We start from the raw sequence: 1622 nt of genomic DNA on the forward strand, positions 1-1622 counted from the left end.
CGCGGAGAGAACACCACACCCCGCGCCTTCGCCCGCGAGACCAACTGAATCGAGACAATCGAGTCCCCACCCAGCGCAAAGAACGACTCGTCTGCACCCACATGCTCGAGACCAAGCACATCCGCGAACACCTCCGCGATGAGATGCTCGGTGCCTGTCGCCGGCGCCTTGAACACCTTCGTCTCGAACACCGGCGCCGGGAGGGCCGTCCGATCCAACTTCCCACTCGCACCCAACGGAATTTCGTCGAGCACCATCACCGCCGACGGCACCATGTAGCTCGGCAATGTCCGACCCACGAACTCGAGCAATCCCGCGGTATCGATCACCTCATCGACCACCGCAAGCACATAGGAAACCAACGCAGTCGCGCCCGACGGCAGGTCCCGGCCGACCGTGACCGAGAAATCCACACTCGGATGCGCCACCATCGCCGCATCGATCTCACCGAGCTCGATCCGGAAACCACGCACCTTCACCTGAAAGTCCGAGCGCCCCACATACTCGAGATCCAATCCCGAGGTCCACCGCACCACATCACCCGTGCGATACAACCGGGAACCCGCCTCACCGAGGGGATTCGCGACAAATCGCTCAGCAGTCAATCCTGGACGCCCGCGATAGCCACGAGCCAACGCGTCACCGGCAAGATACAACTCACCAGCCACACCCTTCGGCACCGGATTCAGCCGCGAATCCAACACAAACGCCGACACTCCGCGAATCGGGCGTCCAATCGTCACCGGCCCGGCCGGAATCAACGCATCACTGATGTTCGAGGCCACAGTCGCCTCGGTCGGACCATACGCGTTGAACAAGAGACGGCCGGGTGCCCACCTGGACACCAACTCCGACGAGCACGCCTCACCGCCGACTACCACCACCTCGAGTTCGTCCAGACCTGCAGGATCCACTGACGCCAACGCCGCGGGAGTGACAAATGCATGGCTGACCCGCTCCCCGGCAAGCAATTCCGAGAGCTCGGCTCCACCAAATACCAACGGCGGAGCAATCACCATCGTCGATCTGGCAGCGAACGCCAACATGAACTCGAGCACCGACGCATCGAAACTCGGGGACGCGAAATGCAGCGTCCGCGACGACGGACTCAAACCGAACCGTTGAACCTGTTCGGCCGCAAAATTCGCCAGCCCGGAATGTGTCACCACCACACCCTTCGGGCGGCCCGTCGACCCAGAGGTGTAAATCACGTACGCCGGGTGCTGCGGCAACAATCCACGCACTCGATCCGAATCGGGTACAGCGCCGCTGGAGACACCCTCGACACGAGGAAGGTCATCGATCGCGATCCAGAACACCGCGTCCGGCAGGTCACCGCGCTCGGCGGTCGTGGTAATCCCCACCACCGCAGTCGAATCGGTCACCATATGCAGAACGCGATCCCCAGGGTATCGCGGATCGACGGGCAAAAACGCAGCACCGGCTTTCGCGACAGCCCACACTGCCACCACGGACTCCACCGACCGTGGAACAGCAACCGCGACCACATCCTCAGGGCCGGTGCCGCGTGCGATCAACAGTCGCGCCAACCGCGACGACTGCTCGTCGAGTTCCCGGTACGAGACCGACCGACCATCGAACCGCACCGCCACCGCATCCGG

At 63.1% G+C, this 1622-nt stretch carries 1 protein-coding gene; it reads right to left on the reverse strand.

Annotated elements, in window-relative coordinates:
- On the reverse strand, nucleotides 1–1622 hold a 1622-nt coding region (locus tag MLGJGCBP_RS19475; RefSeq protein WP_160097629.1), incomplete at both ends, for a non-ribosomal peptide synthetase.

Source organism: Rhodococcus sp. T7 (assembly GCF_009872365.1).
In the GTDB taxonomy this organism is placed as follows: Bacteria; Actinomycetota; Actinomycetes; order Mycobacteriales; family Mycobacteriaceae; genus Rhodococcus_F.